Raw genomic sequence first — 25,075 nt, forward strand, 5'->3', positions numbered from 1 at the left:
GAAAACATTGTGGGAGCGAGCCTGCTCGCGAAAGCGGTGTGTCAGACAACATCTACGTTGAATGTCAGTCAGCATTCGCGAGCAAGCCCGCTCCCACATTTTTGACCGCGTGCGGTCAGTTACAGCGCTTTGACGGAGAAGATTTCCACGTCAAAGGTCAGCGTCTTGCCGGCCAGCGGGTGGTTGAAGTCGACGGTCACTTGCGCGTCGTCGAACTCTTTCACCACACCCGGCAGCTCAGTATTGGCCGCATCGTTGAAGATCACCAGCAGACCCGGCGACAGCTCCATGTCCGCAAACTGCGAACGCGGGATGATCTGTACGTTTTGCGGGTTCGGCTGGCCGAAGGCGTTTTCCGGCTCGACGGTCAGCGTACGCTTGTCGCCGGCCTTGAAACCGAACAGCGCCGCCTCGAAGCCCGGCAGCAGGTTGCCGTCGCCGACCTTGAAGGTCGCCGGTGCCTTGTCGAAAGTGCTGTCGACCGTGTCGCCGTTCTCCAGGCGCAATGCAAAGTGCAAGGTGACTTCCGTGTTCTGGCCGATGCGTTGCTCAGCCAATACCTGTTCAGTCATGAACGGTTTCTCCGGTTTTTTTACTTTTGAACATGTCCAGTGCCAGCATCACCGCGCCAACGGTGATGGCGCTGTCGGCGAAGTTGAAGGCTGGGAAGTGGTGGCGGTTTTGCCAGTGCACCAGAATGAAATCGATCACATGGCCGAGGGCAATACGGTCATACAGATTGCCCAGCGCGCCGCCCAGCACCAACGCCAAAGCAACCGCCAGCCAAGTTTCGTTGCGCCCCAGACGCTTGAGCCAGACCACTAGCACCGCACTGACCACGATCGCGATCAGGGCGAACAGCCAGCGCTGCCAGCCAGAGCTGTCAGCCAGGAAGCTGAACGCCGCCCCGGTGTTGTAGGCTAGGGTCCAGCTAAAGTAATCGGGGATCACCACGATCTGCTGATACATCTCGAGCTTGCCTTCGAAGTAGAACTTGCTGGCCTGGTCGATGACCAGAACCAGCAAGCTCAACCAGAGCCAGCTCAGCCGTCCGAAACGGCCAACGGCATTAGGCATAGTGACGAACCTCGCCAGCGCCATCGATGTTGTCCACGCAACGGCCGCAGATTTCCGGATGCTCCGGGTTCACGCCGACATCTTCGCGGCAGTGCCAGCAACGGGCGCATTTCGGGAACGCGGATTTGACGATCTTCAGCTTCAGGCCGCTGACTTCGGTGGCCACGGCGTCGGCCGGAGCCTGCACGAACGGCGCAACAGTGGCAGTCGAGGTGATCAGGACAAAGCGCAGCTCGTTGCTCAGCTTGGCCAGGTCGGCGGTCAGCGCGTCTTCGGCGAACAGCGTCACTTCGGCTTGCAGGTTGCCACCGACGGCCTTGGCCGCGCGCTGGATTTCCATTTCCTTGTTGACCGCAACCTTCACTTCCATGATGCGATCCCAGTACTCGCGACCCAGCTCGAAGCCTTCCGGCAACTCGGTCAGGCCTTCGTACCAGGTGTTGAGCATCACCGATTCGTTGCGCTCGCCCGGCAGGTATTGCCACAGCTCGTCAGCGGTGAACGCCAGGATCGGCGCGATCCAGCGCACCAGCGCTTCGGAGATGTGGAACAGCGCGGTCTGGCAGGAACGACGGGCCTTGCTGTCGGCGCCGGTGGTGTACTGGCGATCCTTGATGATGTCCAGATAGAAACCACCCAGCTCCTGCACGCAGAAGTTGTGGATCTTCGAGTAGACGTTCCAGAAACGGTATTCGCCGTAGTGCTCTTGCAACTCGCGTTGCAGCAGCAGGGTGCGATCCACCGCCCAGCGATCCAGCGCCAGCATGTCTTCGGCCGGCAGCAGGTCGGTGGCCGGGTTGAAACCGGTCAGGTTGGAAAGCAGGAAGCGCGCGGTGTTACGGATACGACGATAGGCGTCCGCACTGCGCTGCAGGATCTGCTCGGACACGGCCATCTCGCCGGAGTAGTCGGTCGACGCGACCCACAAACGCATGATGTCGGCGCCCAGGGTGTCGTTGACTTTCTGCGGCGCAATCACGTTGCCCAGGGACTTGGACATCTTGCGGCCGGACTCGTCCACGGTGAAACCGTGGGTCAGCAGCTCGCGATACGGAGCGTGGTTGTCGATGGCGCAACCGGTCAGCAAGGACGAGTGGAACCAGCCACGGTGCTGGTCCGAACCTTCCAGGTACAGGTCGGCACGCGGGCCGGTCTCGTGGCCCATCGGGTGCGAACCGCGCAGCACGTGCCAGTGCGTGGTGCCCGAGTCGAACCAGACGTCGAGGGTGTCGCTGATCTTGTCGTACTGCGGCGCTTCATCGCCCAGCAGTTCGGCGGCGTCGAGTTTGAACCAGGCTTCGATGCCTTCGACTTCGACACGTTTGGCGACTTCTTCCATCAGCTCGACGGTGCGTGGGTGCAGCTCGCCGCTTTCCTTGTTCAGGAAGAACGGGATCGGCACGCCCCAGTTGCGCTGACGGGAGATGCACCAGTCCGGACGGTTGGCGATCATCGAGTGCAGGCGCGCCTGGCCCCAGGCCGGGACGAACTTGGTCTCTTCGATGGCTTTGAGCGAGCGTACGCGCAGGGTGTCGCCGCTGACCGGCTCCTTGTCCATGCCGATGAACCACTGCGCGGTGGCGCGGTAGATCAGCGGGGTCTTGTGGCGCCAGCAGTGCATGTAGCTGTGTTCGATGACGGTGGTGTGCAGCAGCGCACCGACCTCGGTCAGTTTTTCGACGATGGCCGGGTTGGCCTTCCAGATGAACTGGCCGCCGAAGAACTCCAGCGACGGCACGTAGACGCCGTTGCTCTGTACCGGGTTGAGGATGTCGTCGTTGACCATGCCGTACTTCTTGCAGGTCACGAAGTCGTCCACGCCGTAGGCCGGGGCGGAGTGAACCACGCCGGTGCCAGCGCCCAGTTCCACGTAGTCAGCCAGGTACACCGGCGACAGACGGTCATAGAACGGGTGACGGAAATTGATCAGTTCCAGCGCCGAACCCGGTGCGGTCGCCAATACGGTGCCTTCGACGCCGTAACGGGTCAGGCAGGATTCGACCAGCTCTTCAGCCAGCACCAGCAGCTTGTCGCCGATGTCGACGAGGGCGTAGGTGAATTCCGGGTGAACGTTGAGCGCCTGGTTCGCCGGGATGGTCCACGGGGTGGTGGTCCAGATCACGATCGAGGCCGGTTTGCCCAGCGACGGCAGACCGAACGCGGCGGCCAGTTTGGCCTCGTCAGCGATCGGGAAGGCCACGTCGATGGTCGAGGACTTCTTGTTCTCGTACTCGACTTCCGCTTCGGCCAGAGCCGAACCGCAATCGAAGCACCAGTTCACAGGCTTCAGGCCCTTGAACACGAAACCGCCCTTGACGATTTCGGCGAGAGCGCGGATTTCGCCCGCCTCGTTCTTGAAGTCCATGGTCTTGTACGGGTTGGCGAAGTCGCCCAGCACGCCGAGACGGATGAATTCGGACTTCTGCCCTTCGATCTGCTCGGTGGCGTAGGCACGGCACAGTTCGCGGGTCTTGTCCGCGCCCAGGTTCTTGCCGTGGGTCACTTCAACCTTGTGCTCGATCGGCAGGCCGTGGCAATCCCAGCCCGGGACATACGGCGCGTCGAAGCCCGACAGGGTCTTCGAGCGGATGATCATGTCCTTGAGAATCTTGTTCAGTGCGTGACCGATGTGGATCGTACCGTTGGCGTACGGAGGGCCGTCGTGCAGGACGAACTTCGGACGATCCTTGCCAATCTCGCGCAACTTTCCGTACAGGCCAATACTGTCCCAGCGCTGCAGGATCTGCGGTTCGCGCTGTGGCAGGCCGGCCTTCATTGGGAAGGCGGTGTCCGGAAGGTTTAGCGTGGCTTTATAGTCGGTCATTTAAGGCTCTTCATTAGCGATGGGCGCTAGGTGCGGCTAGTGCACGGGCGGCGGCGACATCCGCGCTGATCGCCGTTTTCAATGCCTCCAGGGAGGCGAAACGCTGCTCTTCACGCAGCTTCTGGTGGAAAACCACCGTCAAACGCCGGTCATACAGATCGCCGGCAAAATCTAAAAGATGGACTTCAAGGTGGGCCTTGCCATCACCTTGCACCGTGGGCCGCACGCCGATATTGGCGACGCCGGGCCAGGTCTTGCCGTCGATGTCGACGTCGACCAGGTAAACCCCGGTGAACGGCACGCGACGGCGCTTGAGTTGAATGTTCGCCGTGGGCGTACCCAGTTGGCGGGCCAGTTTCTGGCCATGCAGCACGCGTCCGGCAATTCGGTACGGACGGCCCAGCAGGCGTTCAGCCAAGGCAAAATCGGCGGCGGCCAATGCGTTGCGCACCTGGGTGCTGCTGACGCGGATGCCGTCCAGCTCGACGGTTTGCGCGGCTTCCACGGTAAAACCGTGGACCTGCCCGGCCTGCAGGAGGAAATCGAAATCGCCGAGACGGTCACAACCGAAGCGGAAATCGTCACCGACCTCCAGATGCTGCACGCCGAGGCCATCGACCAAAATCGTATCGACGAACTCACTGGCGCTGAGCTTGCTCAAGCGCTGGTTGAATGCCAGGCACAGAACCCGGTCGACGCCTTCAGCGGCCAGCAGTTGCAGCTTGTCGCGCAACCGGGCCAGACGCGCCGGCGCGGTCTCCGGGGCAAAGAATTCCCGTGGCTGCGGCTCGAAAATCACCACGCAGCTGGGTACGCCCAACTCGAGCGCACGCTCACGCAGTCGGGCCAGAATAGCCTGGTGACCACGGTGAACACCGTCAAAGTTGCCAATAGTGGCGACGCAGCCCCGATGCTGGGGGCGCAGATTGTGGAGGCCTCGAACCAGCTGCATAACGCGCTTCTTGCTCATAAAGTGGCCGATTATAACCACACCCGACGGCCGACGACAGGCAACACCGTAACCCAAAGTGATCGAGCCGACAAAACTGCCGGCTCGCGCCCGTTTTTCAGGGAAAAAACCTCAGCTCAACGCCTTGCGATTGAAGTCGCGCAGGCGGAAACCGAGCAGCAGCAACATGCCGAAATAAGCGATCACGCCGGCAACCACCAACGCGCCCAGACGAAGGAAGCGCTCCAGCATGTGTCCCTGATCCCAAGCGGGCATGAAATGCATGCCGATCAACAGCACCGCTGACATTACCGCCACCGCAACCACAAGCTTGAAACCGAACTTCAACCAGCCCGGCTGCGGTTGATACATCTGCTGTTTGCGCAATTGATAGAACAGCAGCCCGGCATTCAGGCAGGCACCGGCGCTGATCGCCAGTGCCAGACCGGCATGCGCCAGAGGGCCGATCAACACCAGGTTGAACAGCTGCGTGACCACCAGGGTGAAGATTGCGATTTTTACCGGCGTACGGATGTTTTGTTGCGCATAAAAGCCTGGCGCCAGCACTTTGATCACGATGATTCCGAGCAGACCGACAGAATAGGCAATCAACGCCCGCTGAGTCATCTCAGCGTCAAACCCGCTGAACTGGCCGTACTGGAACAGCGAAACGGTCAACGGCTCGGCCAGGATCCCCAGCGCCAGCGCACACGGCAGCACCAGCACGAAGCACAGGCGCAGGCCCCAGTCGAGAATCCGCGAATATTCGTGGCGATCCTTGCTGGCGTAGGTCTTGGCCAATGTCGGCAGCAGGATCGTGCCCAGCGCCACACCGAGCACACCGGACGGCAACTCCATGAGACGGTCGGCGTAATACATCCACGACACCGAGCCCGCCACCAGGAACGAGGCGAAGATGGTGTTGATGATCAGGGAAATCTGGCTGACCGAGACGCCGATGATTGCCGGCAACATCTGCTTCATCACCCGCCAGACACCGGTATCGCGCAGGTTCAGGCGCGGCAGCACCAGCATGCCTATCTTTTTCAGGTGCGGCAGTTGATAGAGCAACTGCGCCAGACCACCCACCAGCACCGCCCAGCCAAGCGCCATGACCGGCGGATCGAAGTACGGCGTCAGGAACAGCGAAAACACGATCATGCTGACGTTGAGCAGGGTCGGCACGAATGCCGGCACCGAGAAACGGTTCCAGGTATTGAGGATCGCACCCGCCAGTGAAGACAGGGAGATCAGCAATATATAGGGGAAGGTCACTCGCAGCAGGTCGGAGGTCAGCTGGAATTTTTCCGGCGTATCGGTAAAACCCGGGGCCGTGGCCCAGATCACCCAGGGCGCGGCGATCATGCCCAGCGCGGTGACCAGCGCCAGTACCAGCGTCAACAGGCCGGAAACGTAGGCAATAAAGGTGCGGGTCGCCTCTTCACCCTTCTGGCTTTTATATTCGGCCAGGATCGGCACAAAAGCCTGGGAAAACGCCCCCTCGGCGAAGATCCTGCGCAGCAGATTGGGCAGTTTGAAGGCGATAAAGAAGGCGTCGGTCGCCATTCCGGCGCCGAAAGTGCGGGCGATGAGCGTGTCGCGAACAAACCCGAGAATCCGGGAAAGCATCGTGATAGAGCTGACGGCGGCCAACGATTTGAGCAGATTCATTGAAGGAATGTGTGCCTGTCGATAAACAGCAGGCGAATAACGCGCCCACTTGTGCGATACTCCGCGCCGCAACAGCACAGAGCCAAAGCTCGCGAGTTTACAGGTCAAGCGCCGGAAATAAATATCCCGCCTCTTTATACCTACCACTTAGCGGAACGTCTCAAGCGCCCTTGACAAGACATCTCTTCATCGGCATGATTCGCGGCCTATTTTGTTTGCTATTTCCTAAAAAGTCTTTCGAGGAGCTCGACGGTGGCCAACTCACCTTCCGCCAAAAAACGTGCAAAACAGGCTGAGAAGCGTCGCAGCCACAACGCCAGCCTGCGTTCCATGGTTCGTACCTACATCAAGAATGTAGTTAAGGCCATCGACGCAAAAGACGCTGAAAAAGCTCAAGCTGCATACGTTCTGGCTGTGCCAGTTATCGACCGTATGGCCGATAAAGGCATCATCCACAAGAACAAGGCTGCTCGTCATAAGAGCCGTCTGAATGGCCACGTCAAGGCACTGAAAGAAGCTGCCTAAGCGACGTAGTCATTAAAAAACCGACCTCAGGGTCGGTTTTTTATTGCCTGCGATTTGCCCTGACTTCAGCAAATCGCAGGCAAAAAAAGAGGAGCCAGCCGGCTCCTCTTTTTTTACGCGCGATTAATGAGCCGACGCCCACGGCAGAATCGGGATCGCCGTCACCGCATTCTGCGGACTACCCTCGATCAGGCGATCGCTGTAGACCAGGTACACCAGCGTATTGCGCTTCTTGTCGAGGAAGCGCACCACCTGCATGGTCTTGAACACCAGCGAAGTGCGCTCCTTGAACACCTCTTCGCCATCCTTCAATTCACCCTTGAAGTTGATCGGCCCGACCTGACGACAAGCAATGGACGCCTCGGCACGATCCTCGGCCAGACCCAACCCACCCTTCACACCGCCAGTCTTGGCGCGCGACAGGTAGCAAGTCACGCCTTCAACCTTCGGATCATCGAATGCCTCGACCACGATCCGGTCGTTCGGCCCGACAAACTTGAACACCGTCGACACCTGACCGATTTCCTCGGCCGAGGCCAGCAATGGCAGCGCCATCAACAAGCCCAACAATCCTTTTGCCATGCGCATCGCGTTTTCCTTACACCAGAATCAGGTTGTCACGGTGAACCAGTTCCGGCTCAGCCATGTAACCCAGCAAACCGACAATCGCATCCGACGACTGACCGATGATTTTTTGTGCTTCCAGCGCGCTGTAGTTAGCCAGGCCACGGGCGATCTCACGACCGTCCGGCGCCACGCAAACCACCATTTCGCCACGACGGAAACTGCCCTGAACCAGTTTGACGCCGACCGGCAGCAGGCTTTTGTTGCCTTGGGACAACGCGGAAACCGCGCCATCATCCAGCACCAGCGTGCCACGGGTTTGCAGATGCCCGGCCAGCCACTGCTTGCGCGCCGCGAGCATGCCGCGCTCAGGCGACAGCAACGTACCAATGCGCTCACCCGCTTTCAGCCGATCGAGCACGCGCTCCAGACGCCCGCCAACAATGATGGTATGGGCGCCGGAACGTGCCGCCAGACGCGCCGCGCGCAGCTTGGTCTGCATGCCGCCACGACCCAATGCACCGCCAGTACCGCCCGCCACTGCATCCAGCGTCGGATCATCGGCGCGCGCTTCGTAAATCAGCTGGGCGTCAGGGTTATTGCGCGGATCAGCGTCGAACATGCCGTCGCGATCCGTCAGGATCACCAGCAGATCAGCCTCGACCAGGTTGGCCACCAGCGCCGCGAGCGTGTCGTTGTCGCCGAAACGGATTTCGTCGGTGACCACGGTGTCGTTTTCGTTGATTACCGGGATGACTTTCAGCTCGACCAGCGCACGCAAGGTGCTACGGGCGTTCAGGTAGCGCTTGCGATCGGACAGGTCGTCGTGAGTCAGGAGAATCTGCGCAGTGTGCCGGCCATGCTCGGCAAAGCTCGATTCCCAGGCTTGCACCAAGCCCATCTGACCGATTGCTGCAGCGGCCTGGAGCTCGTGCATCGCACTGGGTCGCGCGGTCCAGCCGAGGCGACTCATGCCCGCCGCCACTGCCCCGGAGGACACCAGCACCAGCTCGACGCCGGCCTCATGCAAAGCCACCATCTGCTCGACCCAGACACCCATTGCCGCGCGATCCAGCCCTTTGCCATCCGCTGTCAGCAAAGCGCTGCCGATCTTCACGACCCAACGCTGCGCACCTGTCACCTTGCTCCGCATCATCTTCAACCTTAGCTTGAGGGCAGCGCGACCTGGCACTGCCCGTGACGTTATTCGTGGTTCTTCGTGACCAACAATCGATTTCCAGATACTAAAACGCCGCTCGATTGAGCGGCGCTTAAGTTTACTGCAACGAATCAGTCACGCACGTAAATGATTTCCGGACCGTCTTCGTCATCCACATCTTCTTCGTCCCAGTCATCGTCGCCGATGTCATGGACCGACTTCACGCCGCTGCGACGCAGGGCACGCTTGTCATCCAGCGCCTGCAACTGAGCACGGGCTTCGTCTTCGATGCGCTGATCGAGATCGGCCAGTTCTTCCTTGTAGGCAGGGTCATTGGCCAGGCGATCGGCACGATCTTCCAGATAACGCATGATGTCGCGCGTCAGGCGCTCGGTGCCTTCTTTGGCGATGGCAGAGATCACGTAGACCGGACCTTCCCACTGCAGACGCTCGACCACTTCCTTGACCCGCTCCTCGTGTTCTTCTTCGAGGATCTGGTCGCACTTGTTCAGTACCAGCCAGCGATCACGCTCGGCCAGCGACGGGCTGAACTTGATCAGCTCGTTGACGATTACCTCAGCGGCGTCCGGCGCACTGCTGTCGTCCAGCGGCGCCATATCCACGAGGTGCAGCAACAGACGAGTACGCGCCAGGTGCTTGAGGAAACGAATGCCCAGACCGGCACCGTCGGAAGCGCCTTCGATCAGCCCCGGAATGTCGGCGATGACGAAGCTCTTCCAGCGATCGACGCTGACAACACCCAGGTTCGGCACCAGAGTGGTGAACGGGTAATCGGCGACCTTCGGCTTGGCAGCCGATACCGAACGGATAAAGGTACTTTTACCGGCGTTCGGCAGACCCAGCAGGCCGACGTCAGCCAGAACCTTCATTTCCAGTTTCAGGTCGCGCTGCTCGCCCGGCTTGCCCGGGGTGGTCTGACGCGGCGCACGGTTGGTACTGGATTTGAAACGGGTGTTGCCCAGACCGTGCCAGCCGCCCTGAACCACCATCAGTTTCTGACCGGCCTTGGTCAGGTCACCGATGACTTCCTGGGTGGCGGAGTCGATCACGGTGGTGCCGACAGGCACGCGCAGGATCAGGTCTTCACCCTTCTTGCCGGTGCAGTCGGTGCTGCCACCGTTGGAACCACGCTCGGCATCGAAGTGCCGGGTGTAACGGTAGTCCACCAGGGTGTTGAGGTTTTCGTCGGCCATCATGAAGATGGAACCGCCGTCACCGCCGTCACCACCGTTCGGACCGCCGTTTTCAATGAATTTTTCCCGACGGAAACTCATGCAGCCATTGCCGCCGTCACCAGCCTTTACGCGGATCGATACTTCATCAACAAACTTCATAACCAACGCCTCTCGCCGTACGGACGAGCCGAAAAACAATCAAGACATAAGACTCTTGCAAAAATGAGCGCAGCGACCCCAACTCACGACCTGCATCGCACGCCGACAGCCCATACAAACAGCTTTGCAAGAGACTCACCCCACAAACGAAAAAGCCCCGTCGCAAGACAGGGCTTCTCCAGCATACTCGCGATTAAGCCGCGACTACGCTCACGTAACGGCGGTTGAAAGCGCCCTTTACTTCGAACTTGATCACGCCTTCGATTTTCGCGAAGAGAGTGTGATCTTTACCCATGCCAACGCCGTAGCCAGCGTGGAATTGGGTGCCGCGCTGACGCACGATGATGTTGCCGGCCTTGATGACCTGGCCGCCATACATCTTCACGCCAAGGCGTTTGGCTTCTGAGTCGCGACCGTTACGGGTACTACCACCAGCTTTTTTGTGTGCCATGAGTCAATTCTCCTAGTGAGGAATTAGGCTGAAATTAAGCCTGAATACCGGTGATTTTGATCTCGGTGTACCACTGGCGGTGGCCCATACGCTTCATGTGGTGCTTACGACGACGGAACTTGATGATGCGGACTTTATCGTGACGACCTTGGGAGATCACTTCAGCCACAACGGTAGCGCCAGCAACAACTGGAGCGCCGATATTCACGTCGTCGCCATTGGCAACCAACAGAACGCGATCAAAAGTTACGGATTCGCCAGTAGCGACTTCCAGTTTTTCGATCTTCAGGTATTCACCTGGTGCAACTTTGTACTGCTTGCCACCAGTAACGATTACTGCATAAGACATGGTATTTCTCCGATAATCCTGCTCACCCAGCTCTTTATAAGAAGAGGTATTGGCTGGCATGGCTGCAATGGGCTGGAGGCCCGTTTGCAATTGCGTAAGGCAGGTGCTGCCCAGGAAGTTCAGGGTGCGCGATTGTACGCAAGCCTTCGAAGTCATGCAAGGGGCCGTCCATCGCGCCTTGACAGGCCCGGACGTGGGTCCTAGCATGCCGCGCAACCCTTCTGGAGCACCTGTCGCTGATGCAACCCCAAGCTTTCTACCGCGCGGTGGCGGACGATTTTAGCGCCGTCGACGGCATCATCAAGAAGCAGCTGACTTCCCGAGTGCCGCTGGTATCGAAAATCGGCGATTACATCACGTCGGCCGGCGGCAAACGCCTGCGCCCTTTATTGGTGCTGCTGTGTGGCAAGGCCCTGGGTCGCGAAGGCGACGACATGCGCCTGCTGGCCGCCACCATCGAATTCCTGCACACCGCGACCCTGCTGCATGACGACGTGGTCGACATGTCCGGCATGCGCCGTGGCCGTTCGACCGCCAACGCCATGTGGGGCAACGCCCCGAGCGTACTGGTCGGCGACTTTCTGTACTCGCGCTCGTTCGAGATGATGGTCGAACTGGGCTCGATGCCGGTAATGAAGATCCTGTCCCAGGCCACGCGCATCATCGCCGAAGGCGAAGTGCTGCAACTGTCCAAGGTTCGCGACGCCAGCACCACTGAAGAAACCTACATGGAAGTCATCCGCGGCAAGACCGCGATGCTCTTCGAGGCTTCGACCCACAGCGCCGCCGCGCTGGCCGGTGCCACCGCCGAGCAGAGCGAAGCGCTGCGTACCTTCGGTGACCACCTGGGCGTGGCATTCCAGCTGGTAGACGACCTGCTCGACTACAAGGGCGACGCCGAAACCCTGGGCAAGAACGTCGGTGACGATCTGGCCGAAGGCAAGCCGACCCTGCCGCTGATCTACACCATGCGCGAAGGCACGCCAGAGCAAGCTGCACTGGTACGCCAGGCGATTCAGAAAGGCGGGATCGAAGACCTGGAAAGCATCCGCATCGCCGTGGAAGCCTCCGGCTCCCTGGAATACACCGCGCAACTGGCCCGTGACTACGTGGCCCGCGCGATCAAGTGCCTCGACGCGCTGCCGGCCAGCGAATACCGCGATGCACTGGTTGAGCTGAGCGAGTTCGCGGTCGCCCGCACGCACTGATCAACGCCGCATCATAAAAAACCGCAGCCTCCGTCGGAGCCTGCGGTTTTTTGTTGCCTGCCATCAGCGGCTAAAACCCTATACAATGTGCGACTTTTAGCGATCCCCTCTCCAAGGAGCCTTAGTGAGCACGTTGCCACCCTGCCCGAAATGCAATTCCGAATACACCTACGAAGACGGCACCCAACTGGTGTGCCCGGAGTGCGCCCACGAGTGGTCTGCCGGCGGTGAAGCCGAAGTGGCATCCGACGATGCCGTGAAAAAGGATTCGGTCGGTAACGTCCTGCAGGACGGCGACACCATCACCGTGATCAAGGACCTGAAGGTCAAGGGCACCTCGCTGGTGGTCAAGGTCGGCACCAAGGTCAAGAACATCCGCCTGTGCGATGGCGATCACGACATCGACTGCAAGATCGACGGCATCGGCCCGATGAAACTCAAATCCGAGTTCGTCAGAAAAGTCTGATTCTGCCGTCTTCCATCCCGCGCCCGCCGTGGGATGGAGCTTCGCCCTCCCCCGCAATCCCCAGCAAATCCTCGCGATTGCCAAGCGCCAGCCGTTTTGACCTTACGCAATCTTTACCCGCAAAAAATCACAAACCGCCAATAGGCGCTTGCTATTTGACGAATAAGAATTATTCTCATTGAAACCCTTTCAATGGAGATGAGACCCATGACTTATTTGATCGACGCCTGGCTGGATCGCCCGCACCCGTACCTCAGGATCCTGCATCGGGAAACCGGTGAAGTCTGCGCGGTACTGGAAGAAGAAGCCCTGCACGAGTTGCAGGATCAAGGGGATCTGGACGTCAGCGGCTTGAGTTCCAGCGAGCCATTGGTGCTCAAGGAGCTGGTGCGCAATCTGTTCCTGTTCTGCTATGCCCGGGCCTTGCGCCCGACCAGTGAACTGCACAACAAGATCGAAGTATGAGAACGACGGAGAAACCCTGCACAAGCCACGCTTGTGCAGGGTAACGGGATTACAGAACGTCGAGCAGCTCGACGTCGAACACCAGAACGCTGTGCGGCGGGATGCTGCCAACGCCTTGAGCGCCGTAAGCCAGTTCGCTCGGCACGTACAGACGCCATTTGCTGCCGGCATTCATCAGTTGCAGGGCTTCGGTCCAGCCAGCGATAACGCCGCCAACCGGGAATTCAGCCGGCTGACCACGCTCGAAGGAGCTGTCGAACACAGTGCCGTCGATCAGCGTGCCGTGGTAGTGAGTACGCACGGTGTCTTCACGGGACGGCTTGGCGCCTTCACCTTGAGTCAGCACTTCGAACTGCAGGCCGGAAGCCAGGGTGGTGATGCCTTCTTTCTTGGCGTTTTCAGCCAGGAATGCCAGGCCTTCGCCAGCAGCGGCTTCAGCTTTGGCAGCGGCTTCGGCTTGCATGATCTCGCGGATCACCTTGAAGCTGGCGGACATGGCTTCCTGGCTTACACGGCTTTCCTTACCGGCGAATGCGTCGGTCAGACCAGCCAGGATGGCGTCCAGGCTGACACCCGGTGGCGGGTTGTCGCGCAGCTGGTCACCCAGCTGACGGCCGATGCCGTAGCTGACGCGCGTTTCGTCGGTGGACAGATTTACTTCGGACATGACACTGCTCCGCTGTGCGGACGGCCTCAGGACATGCCGTGCGTGCACAGCGCGTCCCGGCGCGCCCGGAACCAAAAGGGCGAGCAGACTAGCACAGATGTTCCGGCATTGATCAGGCCCTCGGGCCTACAGCGCGGATCGCCAGGCCAGCGGCACCTTCAGGCTTTCTTCGCCGCTGGCGCCAAGACCGCACATTTCATCGTGCACCGAGGTGTGCACCAGATTGAACGGCAGCACCGGAAAGTTATGCAGCACATCCCGGGCATGCTCGACCGAACGCAGCATCAGCATTTTCCCCTGCGGATCGCTCAGCGGATACGCCGCACCATGCATCCGGGCTTCAAGCAGATAGATCCCGCCTTCCATGGAGATCAGGTTCAGTTCGTCGACCTTTCTGGCGACGGCAAACGCATTCAGTTCTTGCAGGTTCATGAACGCACCTCACACGGTGGCGAGCCTTGAGACCTACAGGGATATGCCTCGGCGGATCAAAGTACAAGCCACAAACGACACCGCCCGTCTGTTTCGCAACAGACGGGCGGTTTTGTTACAGCAATCGTCAGCTCATCAGTGCTTGGTGAGCTTGTCCAGATAACCCATGGCGAACGCCGAAATCACGAAGGTCATGTGGATGATCACGTACCACATCAGGTGCTCGGGATCGACGTTCTTGGCATCCATGAAGATTCGCAGCAGGTGGATCGAGGAAATCGCCACGATCGACGCCGCCACTTTCATCTTCAGCGACGAGGAGTCCATGGTGCCCAGCCAGCTGAGCTTCTCTTTGCCTTCATCGATGTTCAGCTCGGACACGAAGTTCTCGTAGCCGGAAATCATCACCATCACCAGCAAGCCGCCGACCAGCGCCATGTCGATCAGCGACAGCAGCACCAGAATCAGCTCGGACTCAGCCATGGAGAAAACATTGGGAATGACATGAAACACTTCCTGGAAGAATTTCAATGCCAGCGCCAGCAGCCCGAGGGACAGCCCGATGTAGATCGGCGCCAGCAGCCAGCGCGTGGCGTACATTGCATTTTCGATAAAGCGTTCCATTGACTCTCACACAAGAAGGGTTGAAATCGGCGGCGAGTATACCAGTCGCCCATGACAGCCAGAAACCGCCCGGAAATCCGCCACCTGCGTGTGTGTGTCAAAGTTTTTCTGCTAGTGTCCAAACCATTGACAGCCCAGCGACAGTGGACAGGACGACTGGAAATGGATGTGCGATTGCCGATAACGACTGCCGGAATTTGCTTCGCCCTGTTGCTGGGCGGGTGTTCGCCCGGCGATGAAAAACCCGCCGTCAGCCTCGAAGAAAAGACCGCGCAGTTCGAGCAATCGCTGGACGCCATCACCGACCCGAAACTCAAGGACGCCGTGACCGAACTCGGCGGCTCGCTGCTGTTGCTCGAACGCGCGCAACAGCGACTCGACAACAAACCGTCCCGGACCGAATACGGCGAAGACGCCCTCGGCGTACTCCGGCATTACCCGACACCGCAGGCGCTGGTCGACACCTTCATCAACGGCCTGTTTGTGCTGCACAAGGATTCCAGTTCCGATTACCTCACCGACCTGCAACCGGTGTTCCCTTTCGTGCTCAACATCCCCGGCGGCTTTCTGTTCCCCCATGGCGTGGAATGGCAATCGGTAACCCTGAGCAACAAACGGGTCATCGCCTATCAGCCGGAATGGTCGGAAACCGATCCGGGCATTCAGTTGAGTCCGTCCAGCTCCAACGTCACCAACCCCGATGACCTGACCGTCACCTACCCGTTCATCGAAGGGCTGAATGTCGACAAGAAGAACCTGCCGCGCCCGGTCAGCCTGCAAGGCCAGGTGGAAGTCATCGCCCCGAAACGCCTGCACAGTTTCAATCTGGGTAAAAAGGATGTCGGCCAGACCCGCTCCGACGGCAACCTCAGCGTGACCCTGCTGAAACTGGACACACACTACGCCGAACTCGAGTTCAGCAACCAGCTGCCGCTCGCCCCGGAAGTTGCCAACACCCGGCTCAATCCATTGATCGTCCAGGCCCGCGACTCGACGGGCCAGTATCTGGTGCGTGCCGGCGCCATCAACGAAAACCCCGAGCAGGTGGCGTTCTATCAAAAACAGCTGGCATACCTGCAACAGCAAAAAGCCTGGAGCGAGACGCTGGAGAAAAAGCTGGACGATGAACAGCAGGCCTTTGAACAGCAGCATCCGCACCACTACAACAAGGTGTATTTCAACGGCCCGATCGACACCCTCGAAGTCAGCCTGCTGGATTTTTCGGAAGCGACCGTCACCCGCAAGGCGCTGGATCTGCCCGTGCGCGAATTCGATCCACACACCACGGAAAAAACCGTGCAGCCGCTCGACCTGCCGATCACCGTCTACGACGACCAGGCGCCCGACTGGCTCAAGGGTGCATCTCTGACAGAAGAACAGCTGAAAAGCGGCGTTCATATCCGCCAGTCGGTTGAAGAACCGAGCGCCGCGCGCATCGAGTTCGAGCATCGCAAAACTTTCAACGATGAAATGCTCGGCGACGACTTCAGCCCCGGCGAAAGCCCGGTGACGTTCTTCACTGAAAAGCACAACGGCAAACTCGACGAGCCGATCGAACTGCCGCCCGAGGCGTATCAGGTCGACCCGCTACAGGCGACCATCACCTACGACCTGAACCTGTTCCCGGAAACCCCGGCGATTGCCGTCGGCTCGATGCCGTTGTTCCTGGCCACGGTGGACAAACAGGCTTACGAAGCCAAGGCCCTGCCCAAAGGGCTCGAAATCAGAAACAACGCGCTGGTGGTGGATTTGAAGCGATACCCCGCCAACGAATGGCGATTCTTCGTCAAGGACGACAGCGGTCATTATCTGAAACAGATTCTGTCGGTCAGCCACGACGCAAGCGCTGAAGGACCAGCGTTATTCGGCGTGCATTATTTCTACGGCCGTCCGACGCGCGTGGAAACCTATCAGCGAACCAACCTCGCCACCGTGCAATACGGCTTTGAGGTCAAACTCGACAAGGCGCAGACCCAGGGCGCTGCGCCCTGATCGACGCTAATGGTCGGCGCTGATGATCTAGTGATCGAAAGTGCCGATGCTGCGTCCGCGCCCACCGTTGATCTGCCGCAACTGCGCCTGCAGATGCAACGACCAGATCTGTGGATCATTGGCCAGCTCATAGCCGTGCATCGTCAGGCTTTCAACGATGGTGTCGAGAATCGACTCGGCGGCGATCGGCCCGTGGAACGGGCCCTGGGCCTTGATGGCGGAAGGTTGTTCACCGGCCATGCCGGCGGCGAAGAGCAACGTCCACATGCCGTTATCGCCGGCCAACGGCTTGATGGCGCATTCGATACGGGTCACGAGACCCAGGCATTGACGGGTGAGGCAGAGGTTGCGCGACATGGCGGCGACCCTCGGTAAAGCCGGTGTTCAGCCCTTGCTGAAGAGCTGTTTCGATCCAGTGATACTGTCGATGTCCTTGAGCAGAGAATAGAAGAAAAGTCCGCCACGCAAGCCGCACAGAACCAGAAGGCGCCGAATGGTCATTGTGTGAATATTGACGCCAGAGTGATGGCACTTTCGATGATTGCACCCGAAATAACTGTGGGAGCGAGCTTGCTCGCGAAAGCGGCGCATCAGGCAACATTTTCGTCGACTGACAGGACGCCTTCGCGAGCAAGCTCGCTCCCACAGGGGCATTACAAGGAGACTGATATCAGGCCGGTTTGGCCTCCGCCAGCGCCTCCTGTGCCAGTTCCTTCTCGGCTTCTTTCAGATCCTCTTCGCTAATCATCTCGGCAATCACTCGCAGGCGCTCCACTACCCGCGCGTTAACGCTGCCTTCCGGAAATTCGCCCTCTTCGTTCGGCTCACCGGCCGGCTCGCCCACCAGCAGGCTCAACGCTTCGTCGGCCTGACGCACCGCGTAAACGTGGAACTGCCCGGCACGCACCGCCGCCAGCACCTTCTCGTCGAGCATCAAGGTGGCGACGTTGGCCTGCGGAATGATCGCGCCCTGCTCGCCCGTCAGCCCGCGTGCTTCGCAGAGACGGAAGAAGCCTTCGATCTTCTCGTTGACCCCGCCCACCGCCTGCACTTCACCGAACTGGTTGATCGAGCCGGTGATCGCGAAGCACTGCTTGAGCGGGGTTTTCGACAACGCCGAAATCAGCGTGCACGCCTCACCCAGCGACGCGCTGTCGCCATCGACGTAGCCGTAGGATTGCTCCAGCGCGATGCTCGCGGAAATCGCCAGCGGGAATTCCTGTGCATAACGGCTGCCCAGATACCCGGTGAGAATCATCACGCCCTTGGAATGGATCGGCTGGCCGAGGTTGACCTCGCGCTCGATGTCGACGATGCCGCTGCCGCCCGGGTACACCGTGGCGGAAATCCGCGCCGGCACACCGAACGCCGAGTCACCGACTTCGAGCACGGTCAGGCCGTTGCATTTGCCGACCGCCGCGCCGTCGGTGTCGATCAGAATGATCCCCGCCAGCATGTCGTCGAGAATCCGCGCCGACACCCGACCGGTGCGGGTGGCCTTGGCCTTGAGCGCACGCTCGATGTGGCCGGCGTCGGTCATTTCATCGTTGGCCAGATGCCGGATGAAATCCGCCTCGCTGACCAGCTGGAACAGATCGCCGATCCGCGCCGACAAACGCCCCTGGTGTTCAGCCAGACGCGCGCTGTAAGTCGCCAGACGCGCCACCGCGTCGGCGGTCAGCGGCGCCATGCCTTCTTCCGAAGTGCGGGTTTTCAGCAACTGGGCGAACTGCTCCAGGCTTTCGTCGACCATCGGGATGTCTTCGTCGAAGTCCACCAGAACGCGGAACATCTCCTGGAAGTCCGGATCGAGGTCCTGCAGCGTGTAATACAGCTGACGGGCGCCGATGATGATCACTTTGACCTGCAACGGAATGTGCTGCGGATTGAGCGTCACGGTGGCGAAACGGCCCATCTCGCCCAGCGGCGATTCCATCTTCAGCTTGCGCGATTGCAGGGCGCGCTTGAGCGCATCCCACACGAACGGCTCGCCGAGCATTTTTTCTGCTTCAAGGATCAGGAAACCGCCATTGGCGCGGTGCAGTGCACCCGGACGCAACTGGCGGTAGGTGGTGTAGAGCGCGCCCTGATCGGTGGTGTACTCGATACGGCCGAACAGGTTTTCGTAGGTCGGATGCGGCTCGAACACCACCGGTGCACCGCCGCTGGCCGGATGGCCGACCACCAGGCTCGGGGCGTATTGCTCTTCCAGCAGCTTGCGCGCGACAGCGTCGGTCTTGCTGTCATCGACCAGTTGCTCGACCACGGTTTTCAGCAGATAGACCTGCATCGCTTGCAGGTAACCGCAGACGGCGGCGTTTTCCGCGTACTTTTCCGACAGCGGTGCGAGCAAAGGCTGCAAGGCCAGGGTGATGGTTTCTTCGTTGAGCTGACGCAGCTGGTTGCTCGACTCGCGCTTCCATTGCGGCAGGCTGGCGAGTTCTTCGTTCAGGCGTTCTTCGAGGCCGGAAATGTCCTCGTGGAAGCGCTCGCGCTCGGTCTCCGGCAACTGGGCGAATTCGGCTTCGTCCAGCGCCTTGCCTTCGAGCATCGGGGTGAAGGCGATGTTGCTGCTGTCGCGGTACAGGGCGACGTCTTTTTCCAGGGCCAGACGTTCGATGACATCCAGCGCCTTGTCGTAGCGCTGGTTGAAGGCGCGGTCGATGGCGCTCTTCTTCTGCTGGTAGGACGGGTGCTCGAACACCGCTGGAAAGGTCGACAGCAGGTTGTCGATCAGGCCGTTGATGTCGCCGATGAAGGCGGCGGCGCTGCCCGATGGCAGTTCCAGGGCGCGGGGTTCGCGCGGCTCATCGAAATTGTTGACGTAAACCCAGTCCGCCGGGGTCTGCAGGCGTTTGCCTTCGGCCTTCAGGTAGCGTTTGACGAACGAGAAACGGCCGGTGCCGGGCTCGCCCATGACGAATACGTTGTAACCGGGGCGTGGCATGGCCACACCGAACTGCAAGGCTTCGACCGCACGTTCCTGGCCGAGCACACCGCGAAAGGGCTCCAGATCATTGGTGGTAGTGAAGCTGAACTGTTCAGCGGAAAACGGACGGGTCAGCGCTTCGGGCGCTAGACGCAAGCTGGCAGCAACAGGATCAGGCATCGGGCTTCCTTAACAATCAGGCGGGGCAGATAGCGGCATTCTGGCGCTGCCCGAGCCCCACTGGCAAGGCGCGCCATACGACAAAGCATAGACAACCGGCCAACCTTGACGCAGCCCCAGTGAAACCGGGGGGATTGCCAAATCTTTTGTAAAAAATCACGGAACCCCGGGAACGTGCCTAAACTCCAAACTGCGCGGCTGGAACTAATACCGGCCCACTGGCTTCGTTTGGATCTGTTTCTACAGAGCTTGGGGGGCCAGAACCCTGTCCATTGGTATGCACATAAAGAGAACAAAGCTATGAAACGGATTCTTCTCGGTACTCTCTTCACCGCTGTATCCATCAACGCAATGGCGCAAGCTCCAGGCGGCCCGGATTGCGGTTGGGGCAACATGCTGTTCGAAGGTCAGCGTGGCACCCCTGCTCACTTCCTGGCATCCACCACCAACGGCACCTCCGGCAATGCCACATTCGGCATGACGTCCGGCACCAACGGTTGCTCCACCAACGCATCGCTGACCTACGGCGGCAAATCCTGGTTTGCCATGAATGGCATGATGAACGAGCTGTCCGAAGACATGGCAAAGGGCAACGGCGAAGCGCTGACGACCTATGCCGTGGTACTGGGCGTGGCGCCGGAAGACCGTGCGCACTTCGCCGCCGTCACTCACGAGCACTTCCAGCAGATCTTCAGCAAGGCTGACGTGACCGCCGAAGACGTGCATACCAACACCCTGGCCGTTCTGAAAGCAGACCCACGTCTGGCCAAGTACGCGACTCAGGCTTAAGCTCGACCCACCCGCTTCTTTCGGGAAGCGGGTTTTATTTTTTCGACCCGCCCTTCCTGGGCTTTGTTTCTTTCGACTTAAGTTGCCATTTATGCTCAAACGCCTTGCTTGGCTGGCGCTGTGTGTCTGCGCCCCGCTGTCCGCCGCGCCTCACGTCGACCCTCAACGTTTGCAGCAACTGGCCAACGACCGCTTCTGGATTTCCCTCGGTCATTACGAAACCGCCAAACTCGGTGGCTGGCGCAGCTACGTCAGCGACAAAAAATTCTTTCTTGCCGCCGACGGCAACGAACACCCCGACCATGAACTGGCGGCCACCGTGCAAGCGCTGTACGCCCCCGCCAGTCTCGGTGAGCAACACGCCCAGTGCGTCTACCCGGCACGCACCCGCTGGTTGAAGGATCAACTCAACCTGACCGACCTGCCGACACCGGACTGCGCCGAATTCAAGAAGTGGTTCAAGGACGTCTCGCCCCACAGTGCGGTGATGATTTTCCCCGCGGCCTACCTCAACAGCCCGTCGTCGATGTTCGGCCACACCCTGCTGCGCATCGACCAGGCTGACGTACAGAGCGACAAGACTTCGCTGCTCAGTTACGCGATCAACTTCGGCGCCTACATCGAAGGTTCGGACAACAGCATTCTTTACGCCTGGAAAGGCCTGATGGGCGGCTATCCGGGGCTGTTCGCGCTGGTGCCCTATCAGGAAAAACTCTCGGAATACCGCAGTCTGGAAAACCGCGACCTGTGGGAGTACCGGCTCAATCTGACGCAAGCCGAAACCGCGCGGATGGTCGAGCATGTGTGGGAGTTGAAGCAGATCCAGTTCGACTACTTCTTCTTCGATGAAAACTGCTCCTATCGCCTGCTCGAACTGTTGCAGGTGGCGCGCCCGAGCCTGCGCCTGACCGAACAATTCCCGCTGACCGCGATCCCGACCGACACCGTCAAAGCGGTGAAAGCAGCCGGGCTGGTCGAACACATCGAATACCGCCCGTCCCGCGAGCGCGAACTGCTCAGCCGCGCCGAGCCCTTGAGCGGCGAAGAACAGGACTGGGTGCTGAAAGTCAGCGCCGATCAACAGCAATTGCAGGATCCGGTTTTCAAGGCCCTGCCCCGCGACCGGCAAGCGCTGATCATCGACGCCGCGTATCGGCTGGAGCGCTACCGCGCCAACGGCCAGGAACGTGATCCACAGCGAGCGCAGCGCAGTTTCGAATTGCTGCGGGCGATCAACAAGAATCCGGCGCCGGAGCTGCAGATTCCACAACCGGGCCTGCCCGAAGACGGCCATGAATCGCGCACCTGGCAGGCCGGTCTCGGCACGCGCGGTGACCGCGCCTTCGGCGAGTACGGCTTGCGCATGGCCTATCACGACCTCAACGACAACGCCGAGAGTTTCCCCCTCGGCGCACAGATCGAAATCCTGCAAATGAAGCTGCGCCAGTACGAAGGCAATCACTGGCAATTCCAGCAACTGGATCTGGCGACCATCCGCTCGCTGACGCCGCGCAATGCGCTGTTGCAGCCGCTGTCGTGGCAAGTCACCGGTGGTCTTGAACGTGTACCGGGCAAGCATGATGACGAGACGTTGGTCAGCCACGTCAACGGTGGCGGAGGCGGCACCTGGGCGCTGGGTGACGATGTGCTGGGTTTTGCCCTCGGTACGGTGCGCGTTGAACACAACAATGATTTCGCCGAGTTCGTTTCACCCGCCGGCGGTTTCAATACCGGCGTGTTGTGGAAAAACCCGCTGGGCAATCTCAGCCTGGAGGCCAAAGGCGATTACTTCTTCAATGGTGAAGTGCGCCGTAGCCTGAGTCTGAATCAGCAGTGGGAATTGTCGCGCAACCTTGGCCTGCGCCTGAGCGCCCAGCGCGAGTTCAGCCATCTGGCCACGCCGGAAACCGAAGTGATGCTGGAAGTGAAGTGGTATCACTACTGAGGTTTTGATCTTTCTTTCACGCCCCATCGACGAATCCGCTTCTAGACTTTCCCTATCAGCCGTTTAACGGCCCGGGAGAGTGTGATGTGGCGGTGTGCGGTTTTTGCGGGCGTGTTGCTGTTGCTGGGTGGCTGTCAGAGCACCCACGAAGATCTGATTGCCAAGGGTTATCCACCGGCGTTCGCCGACGGGTTCGATGACGGTTGCATCAGCGGTCGGCAGGCGGCCGGTTCGATCAGCGGCGAGTTTCGCAAGAACGTGCCGCGCTATCTCAAGGACAAGCAATACGCCGAAGGCTGGAGCGACGGCTTCCGCCAGTGTCAGGCGATGCTGGAAAACAAGGATCGCGAACAGTATCGCAACGAGCACTGGGACGAGCGCGAGCGCGCCTGGCAGCAGGAAAAGGATCAGGGCGCAGCGCGGGCTTATCGTTCGCAGTAGGTCGTTTCCAGACATCCAGCGAAACCTTTTGCCTGCGACCATGGCCCAACGGTTGTAACAGGAGCCCATCATGAGTCGCGCCTTCGTCAACGAAGACAACGCCGCTGCGCAAGCCGATCAGCCGGTCGAACGGCAGGTCAGCACACAGCCCAATTACGTCACGCCGCAAGGCCTTGCCCAGTTGCAGGCGAAAGTCGCCGAACTGCAAACCCTGCACGCCGAACAGTCCGCCAAGGGCGAACAGGCCGACAAGCAGCGGCTGGCCGATCTCGAACGGGATTTGCGTTATTTCAATCAACGGGTCGGCAGCGCTCAAGTAGCCCCGGCCCCGACGTCGAACGACAAGGTGCAGATCGGCAGTTGGGTGACCTACGCCGACGAACACGACACCGAGCGCCGGGTGCAACTGGTCGGCGAGGATCAGGCCGATGCGGCCAACGGTCTGATCAACTGGGCCTCACCGCTGGGCCGTGCGCTGCTTGGCGCGCGGCTCAACGATGAAGTGCTGTGGCAGCGTCCGGCCGGCGATCAACTGATCGAAGTGATCCGCATCGAGCGTTCTTAAACTACGCCTTGCGCCAGCATCGCGTCGGCGACTTTGACGAAGCCGGCGATGTTCGCGCCTTTGACGTAGTTGATCCGGCCGTTTTCCTCACCGTAATGCACGCAGGCGTGGTGGATCGACTGCATGATCCCGTGCAGCTTGCTGTCCACCTCGCCGCCGGTCCACAGCAGGCGCATGGCGTTCTGCGACATTTCCAGACCGCTCACCGCCACGCCGCCGGCATTCGATGCCTTGCCCGGCGCAAACAGAATGCCGGCCTCGATAAAGATATCGACAGCCTCGAGGGTGGTCGGCATGTTGGCGCCTTCGGCCACGCAGATGCAGCCGTTGCGCAGCAAGGTGCGGGCGGATTCGGCGTCGAGTTCGTTCTGGGTGGCGCAAGGCAGCGCGATGTCGCACGGCAACGACCATGGCAGTTGACCGGCGCGGAACTCCAGGCCGAAGGCGGAAGCCAATTCGCTGATCCGTCCGCGCTTGACGTTCTTCAGTTCCAGCAGCGCCAGCCACTGTTCTTCGCTCAGGCCCGCCTCGCAATACAGCGTGCCTTCGGAGTCAGACAGGGAAATCACTTTGCCGCCCAGATCCATCACCTTGCGAGCCGCGTATTGCGCAACGTTGCCGGAACCGGAGATCGCCACGCGTTTGCCTTCGACGGCCTGCTCGCGGCGCTTGAGCATTTCCTCGGCGAAATACACACAACCGAAACCGGTGGCTTCCGGGCGGATCAGGCTGCCGCCGTAGGTCATGCCCTTGCCGGTCAGCACGCTGGTGAACTGGTTGCTCAGGCGCTTGTACTGGCCGAACAGGAAACCGATTTCCCGGGCGCCGACACCGATATCACCGGCCGGCACGTCCACGTCGGCACCGATGTGGCGGTACAGCTCGCTCATGAACGCCTGGCAGAAACGCATGACTTCGGCGTCGCTCTTGCCCTTCGGATCGAAGTCCGAACCGCCCTTGCCGCCGCCCATAGGCAACGAGGTCAGGGAGTTTTTGAATGTCTGTTCGAAGGCGAGGAATTTCAGCACACCCATGTTCACCGAAGGGTGGAAGCGCAAGCCGCCCTTGTACGGGCCGATGGCGCTGTTCATCTGGATGCGGAAACCGCGATTGACCTGGACCTTGCCCTGATCGTCGACCCACGACACACGGAACACCACCGCCCGCTCCGGCTCGCAAATGCGCTCCAGAATCCCCGAGGTCAGATAGTGCGGATTGGCTTCGAGAAACGGCCACAGGCTGCGCAGGACTTCTTCGACGGCCTGGTGGAATTCGGGTTGATCCGGATCGCGCTTTTTCAGACGGGCGAGGAAGGATTCGACGGATTCGATCATGGGAAAAGTCTCGGCAAATTTGTTGTCGTTGGAGGAGATTGAGCCGGACTGTAACAAACGATATGTACACAGCAACAGACAAAAATGTCGCATTTATGAAAACAAATAGTACAC

The 25,075-nt window shown here is 60.0% G+C and carries 25 protein-coding genes; 9 read left to right on the forward strand and 16 right to left on the reverse strand.

Translation table 11 applies throughout. The annotated features are described in order from the left end of the window. Positions 1 to 119: 119 nt before the first annotated feature. From fkpB to murJ, 5 genes are all read right to left on the reverse strand, one after another. Positions 120 to 557 carry an FKBP-type peptidyl-prolyl cis-trans isomerase gene (gene fkpB / locus CAF90_RS23785; RefSeq protein WP_170928297.1) on the reverse strand — a complete coding sequence of 146 codons (438 nt, stop codon included), beginning with the start codon at positions 555 to 557 and terminating at the stop codon, positions 120 to 122. Positions 558 to 564: 7 nt separating this feature from the next. Further along, positions 565 to 1,077, reverse strand: a complete 513-nt coding sequence (gene lspA, locus CAF90_RS23790; protein ID WP_085608698.1) for a signal peptidase II — start codon at positions 1,075 to 1,077, stop codon at positions 565 to 567. Beyond that, entirely contained in the window at positions 1,070 to 3,901 is a 2,832-nt protein-coding gene (ileS, locus tag CAF90_RS23795) for an isoleucine--tRNA ligase (RefSeq protein WP_085608699.1), read from the reverse strand. The genes lspA and ileS overlap by 8 nt, the downstream gene beginning before the upstream one ends. A 13-nt stretch (positions 3,902 to 3,914) precedes the next feature. Next, the gene (gene ribF / locus CAF90_RS23800) at positions 3,915 to 4,853 is read right to left on the reverse strand and encodes a bifunctional riboflavin kinase/FAD synthetase (protein WP_007959537.1); all 939 of its coding nucleotides are present in this window, start codon (positions 4,851 to 4,853) and stop codon (positions 3,915 to 3,917) included. 129 nt (positions 4,854 to 4,982) lie between these two features. Further along, positions 4,983 to 6,521, reverse strand: a complete 1,539-nt coding sequence (gene murJ, locus CAF90_RS23805) for a murein biosynthesis integral membrane protein MurJ (protein ID WP_085608700.1) — start codon at positions 6,519 to 6,521, stop codon at positions 4,983 to 4,985. A 252-nt stretch (positions 6,522 to 6,773) separates the two neighbouring features. On the opposite strand from murJ, the gene rpsT reads away from it, so the two are divergent. Then, entirely contained in the window at positions 6,774 to 7,046 is a 273-nt protein-coding gene (gene rpsT, locus CAF90_RS23815) for a 30S ribosomal protein S20 (RefSeq protein WP_003228351.1), read from the forward strand. 123 nt (positions 7,047 to 7,169) lie between these two features. Here rpsT and CAF90_RS23820 read toward each other — a convergent pair whose 3' ends face one another. From CAF90_RS23820 to rplU, 5 genes are all read right to left on the reverse strand, one after another. After that, positions 7,170 to 7,634: a CreA family protein gene (locus tag CAF90_RS23820; RefSeq protein WP_007959533.1), complete on the reverse strand. Its 465-nt coding sequence runs from the start codon at positions 7,632 to 7,634 to the stop codon at positions 7,170 to 7,172. A gap of 10 nt (positions 7,635 to 7,644) precedes the next feature. Further along, a complete protein-coding gene (gene proB / locus CAF90_RS23825; RefSeq protein ID WP_045121906.1) occupies positions 7,645 to 8,763 on the reverse strand; it encodes a glutamate 5-kinase in 1,119 nt (372 codons plus the stop codon). Between the two features lie 137 nt (positions 8,764 to 8,900). Next, on the reverse strand, positions 8,901 to 10,124 hold the full coding sequence (gene cgtA / locus CAF90_RS23830) for an Obg family GTPase CgtA (protein ID WP_085608701.1): 1,224 nt from the start codon (positions 10,122 to 10,124) through the stop codon (positions 8,901 to 8,903). A gap of 193 nt (positions 10,125 to 10,317) precedes the next feature. After that, the gene (gene rpmA, locus CAF90_RS23835) at positions 10,318 to 10,575 is read right to left on the reverse strand and encodes a 50S ribosomal protein L27 (protein ID WP_007950960.1); all 258 of its coding nucleotides are present in this window, start codon (positions 10,573 to 10,575) and stop codon (positions 10,318 to 10,320) included. A 34-nt stretch (positions 10,576 to 10,609) separates the two neighbouring features. Beyond that, positions 10,610 to 10,924, reverse strand: a complete 315-nt coding sequence (rplU, locus tag CAF90_RS23840; RefSeq protein ID WP_007950961.1) for a 50S ribosomal protein L21 — start codon at positions 10,922 to 10,924, stop codon at positions 10,610 to 10,612. Positions 10,925 to 11,163: 239 nt separating this feature from the next. Between rplU and CAF90_RS23845 the strand changes: the two genes are divergently transcribed. The 3 genes from CAF90_RS23845 to CAF90_RS23855 all read left to right on the forward strand — a co-directional run bounded on the left by CAF90_RS23845 (position 11,164) and on the right by CAF90_RS23855 (position 13,063). After that, positions 11,164 to 12,132 (forward strand): polyprenyl synthetase family protein, encoded by a 969-nt coding sequence (locus CAF90_RS23845; protein WP_007950962.1) that lies wholly within the window; start codon positions 11,164 to 11,166, stop codon positions 12,130 to 12,132. A gap of 124 nt (positions 12,133 to 12,256) precedes the next feature. Beyond that, a complete protein-coding gene (locus CAF90_RS23850) occupies positions 12,257 to 12,598 on the forward strand; it encodes a zinc ribbon domain-containing protein YjdM (RefSeq protein WP_007950963.1) in 342 nt (113 codons plus the stop codon). A gap of 207 nt (positions 12,599 to 12,805) precedes the next feature. Beyond that, the gene (locus tag CAF90_RS23855; protein ID WP_007950964.1) at positions 12,806 to 13,063 is read left to right on the forward strand and encodes a hypothetical protein; all 258 of its coding nucleotides are present in this window, start codon (positions 12,806 to 12,808) and stop codon (positions 13,061 to 13,063) included. A gap of 49 nt (positions 13,064 to 13,112) precedes the next feature. On the opposite strand, the gene CAF90_RS23860 is transcribed toward CAF90_RS23855, so the two are convergent. The 3 genes from CAF90_RS23860 to CAF90_RS23870 form a co-directional block, all read right to left on the reverse strand. Beyond that, positions 13,113 to 13,730, reverse strand: coding sequence for an FKBP-type peptidyl-prolyl cis-trans isomerase (locus CAF90_RS23860; protein WP_085608702.1), 618 nt, complete (start codon positions 13,728 to 13,730; stop codon positions 13,113 to 13,115). 126 nt (positions 13,731 to 13,856) lie between these two features. Continuing rightward, positions 13,857 to 14,162 (reverse strand): DUF6482 family protein, encoded by a 306-nt coding sequence (locus CAF90_RS23865; RefSeq protein ID WP_085608703.1) that lies wholly within the window; start codon positions 14,160 to 14,162, stop codon positions 13,857 to 13,859. 135 nt (positions 14,163 to 14,297) lie between these two features. Continuing rightward, positions 14,298 to 14,786 carry a TIGR00645 family protein gene (locus tag CAF90_RS23870; protein ID WP_007950967.1) on the reverse strand — a complete coding sequence of 163 codons (489 nt, stop codon included), beginning with the start codon at positions 14,784 to 14,786 and terminating at the stop codon, positions 14,298 to 14,300. 162 nt (positions 14,787 to 14,948) lie between these two features. On the opposite strand from CAF90_RS23870, the gene CAF90_RS23875 reads away from it, so the two are divergent. Beyond that, positions 14,949 to 16,778: a hypothetical protein gene (locus CAF90_RS23875; protein WP_085608704.1), complete on the forward strand. Its 1,830-nt coding sequence runs from the start codon at positions 14,949 to 14,951 to the stop codon at positions 16,776 to 16,778. Between the two features lie 27 nt (positions 16,779 to 16,805). Here the strand turns inward: CAF90_RS23875 and CAF90_RS23880 are convergent, their stop codons facing one another. Both CAF90_RS23880 and CAF90_RS23885 read right to left on the reverse strand, forming a co-directional pair. After that, positions 16,806 to 17,135, reverse strand: a complete 330-nt coding sequence (locus CAF90_RS23880) for a hypothetical protein (protein ID WP_007950969.1) — start codon at positions 17,133 to 17,135, stop codon at positions 16,806 to 16,808. A 313-nt stretch (positions 17,136 to 17,448) separates the two neighbouring features. After that, positions 17,449 to 19,887, reverse strand: coding sequence for a Lon protease family protein (locus CAF90_RS23885; RefSeq protein WP_085608705.1), 2,439 nt, complete (start codon positions 19,885 to 19,887; stop codon positions 17,449 to 17,451). Positions 19,888 to 20,187: 300 nt separating this feature from the next. Between CAF90_RS23885 and CAF90_RS23890 the strand changes: the two genes are divergently transcribed. From CAF90_RS23890 to CAF90_RS23905, 4 genes are all read left to right on the forward strand, one after another. Further along, positions 20,188 to 20,676, forward strand: a complete 489-nt coding sequence (locus CAF90_RS23890; protein WP_007950971.1) for a DUF3015 domain-containing protein — start codon at positions 20,188 to 20,190, stop codon at positions 20,674 to 20,676. Between the two features lie 91 nt (positions 20,677 to 20,767). After that, positions 20,768 to 22,621 (forward strand): DUF4105 domain-containing protein, encoded by a 1,854-nt coding sequence (locus tag CAF90_RS23895; protein ID WP_085608706.1) that lies wholly within the window; start codon positions 20,768 to 20,770, stop codon positions 22,619 to 22,621. Positions 22,622 to 22,705: 84 nt separating this feature from the next. Then, entirely contained in the window at positions 22,706 to 23,062 is a 357-nt protein-coding gene (locus CAF90_RS23900; protein ID WP_007950973.1) for a hypothetical protein, read from the forward strand. A 70-nt stretch (positions 23,063 to 23,132) separates the two neighbouring features. Continuing rightward, positions 23,133 to 23,627: a GreA/GreB family elongation factor gene (locus CAF90_RS23905; RefSeq protein ID WP_007950974.1), complete on the forward strand. Its 495-nt coding sequence runs from the start codon at positions 23,133 to 23,135 to the stop codon at positions 23,625 to 23,627. Here CAF90_RS23905 and gdhA read toward each other — a convergent pair. Next, a complete protein-coding gene (gene gdhA, locus CAF90_RS23910) occupies positions 23,624 to 24,961 on the reverse strand; it encodes an NADP-specific glutamate dehydrogenase (protein WP_085608707.1) in 1,338 nt (445 codons plus the stop codon). The two genes, CAF90_RS23905 and gdhA, sit on opposite strands and share 4 nt — an antisense overlap. Between the last annotated feature and the right edge of the window lie 114 nt (positions 24,962 to 25,075).

This window comes from Pseudomonas sp. B37(2017), from assembly GCF_002112885.1.
In the GTDB taxonomy this organism is placed as follows: Bacteria; Pseudomonadota; Gammaproteobacteria; order Pseudomonadales; family Pseudomonadaceae; genus Aquipseudomonas; species Aquipseudomonas paraglycinae.

Coding starts and splice junctions, on each gene's coding strand:
- lspA (WP_085608698.1), bottom strand. CDS start 1,077: ATGCCTAATGCCGTTGGCCGTTTCGGACGGCTGAGCTGGCTCTGGTTG.
- ileS (WP_085608699.1), bottom strand. CDS start 3,901: ATGACCGACTATAAAGCCACGCTAAACCTTCCGGACACCGCCTTCCCA.
- ribF (WP_007959537.1), bottom strand. CDS start 4,853: ATGCAGCTGGTTCGAGGCCTCCACAATCTGCGCCCCCAGCATCGGGGC.
- murJ (WP_085608700.1), bottom strand. CDS start 6,521: ATGAATCTGCTCAAATCGTTGGCCGCCGTCAGCTCTATCACGATGCTT.
- CAF90_RS23820 (WP_007959533.1), bottom strand. CDS start 7,634: ATGCGCATGGCAAAAGGATTGTTGGGCTTGTTGATGGCGCTGCCATTG.
- proB (WP_045121906.1), bottom strand. CDS start 8,763: ATGCGGAGCAAGGTGACAGGTGCGCAGCGTTGGGTCGTGAAGATCGGC.
- cgtA (WP_085608701.1), bottom strand. CDS start 10,124: ATGAAGTTTGTTGATGAAGTATCGATCCGCGTAAAGGCTGGTGACGGC.
- rpmA (WP_007950960.1), bottom strand. CDS start 10,575: ATGGCACACAAAAAAGCTGGTGGTAGTACCCGTAACGGTCGCGACTCA.
- rplU (WP_007950961.1), bottom strand. CDS start 10,924: ATGTCTTATGCAGTAATCGTTACTGGTGGCAAGCAGTACAAAGTTGCA.
- CAF90_RS23845 (WP_007950962.1), top strand. CDS start 11,164: ATGCAACCCCAAGCTTTCTACCGCGCGGTGGCGGACGATTTTAGCGCC.
- CAF90_RS23855 (WP_007950964.1), top strand. CDS start 12,806: ATGACTTATTTGATCGACGCCTGGCTGGATCGCCCGCACCCGTACCTC.
- CAF90_RS23860 (WP_085608702.1), bottom strand. CDS start 13,730: ATGTCCGAAGTAAATCTGTCCACCGACGAAACGCGCGTCAGCTACGGC.
- CAF90_RS23865 (WP_085608703.1), bottom strand. CDS start 14,162: ATGAACCTGCAAGAACTGAATGCGTTTGCCGTCGCCAGAAAGGTCGAC.
- CAF90_RS23870 (WP_007950967.1), bottom strand. CDS start 14,786: ATGGAACGCTTTATCGAAAATGCAATGTACGCCACGCGCTGGCTGCTG.
- CAF90_RS23875 (WP_085608704.1), top strand. CDS start 14,949: ATGGATGTGCGATTGCCGATAACGACTGCCGGAATTTGCTTCGCCCTG.
- CAF90_RS23880 (WP_007950969.1), bottom strand. CDS start 17,135: ATGTCGCGCAACCTCTGCCTCACCCGTCAATGCCTGGGTCTCGTGACC.
- CAF90_RS23885 (WP_085608705.1), bottom strand. CDS start 19,887: ATGCCTGATCCTGTTGCTGCCAGCTTGCGTCTAGCGCCCGAAGCGCTG.
- CAF90_RS23890 (WP_007950971.1), top strand. CDS start 20,188: ATGAAACGGATTCTTCTCGGTACTCTCTTCACCGCTGTATCCATCAAC.
- CAF90_RS23895 (WP_085608706.1), top strand. CDS start 20,768: ATGCTCAAACGCCTTGCTTGGCTGGCGCTGTGTGTCTGCGCCCCGCTG.
- CAF90_RS23900 (WP_007950973.1), top strand. CDS start 22,706: ATGTGGCGGTGTGCGGTTTTTGCGGGCGTGTTGCTGTTGCTGGGTGGC.
- CAF90_RS23905 (WP_007950974.1), top strand. CDS start 23,133: ATGAGTCGCGCCTTCGTCAACGAAGACAACGCCGCTGCGCAAGCCGAT.
- gdhA (WP_085608707.1), bottom strand. CDS start 24,961: ATGATCGAATCCGTCGAATCCTTCCTCGCCCGTCTGAAAAAGCGCGAT.